General features: G+C 53.1%; 1 protein-coding gene. It reads left to right on the top strand.

Features of this window, described 5'->3' with window-relative positions:
• Positions 1-182: 182 nt before the first annotated feature.
• A partial coding sequence (locus JNB85_RS30475; RefSeq protein ID WP_220338127.1) for a UvrD-helicase domain-containing protein occupies positions 183-386 on the top strand: 204 nt, incomplete at its 3' end.

The following is a 386-nucleotide window of genomic DNA, read 5'->3' as shown; positions in this document are numbered from 1 at the left end:
GTACGACAACGAGTGGGGCTTCAGCTGCCAAATGCTGAACACCGCGCGCCGTATGTTCGGTTTGGAAGTACGTCCGTTCTAATCGGCTTCCAACGCAAAGGCCGTCTGAAACATCTTTTCAGACGGCCTTTTGTATTTCCTTTAAAATATCGCATTCCCATTTATTTTCAGACGGCCTCTTCATGTTTCCCAACGAATCCGCCCCCAATCTGCTTCAAGGCTTAAACCCCGAACAACTCTCTGCCGTAACCTGGCCGCCGCAATCCGCCCTCGTTTTGGCAGGCGCGGGCAGCGGCAAAACACGCGTACTGACCACGCGTATCGCATGGCTTTTGCAAAGCGGACAAGCCAGCGTGCACAGCATTATGGCGGTAACGTTTACCAAC

This window comes from Rhizobium mesosinicum (assembly GCF_019511345.1).
Classification (GTDB): Bacteria; Pseudomonadota; Alphaproteobacteria; order Rhizobiales; family Rhizobiaceae; genus Rhizobium; species Rhizobium mesosinicum.
Note: the sequence above shows the minus strand (reverse complement) of the source record. Positions and strands in the feature narration are given on the sequence as shown.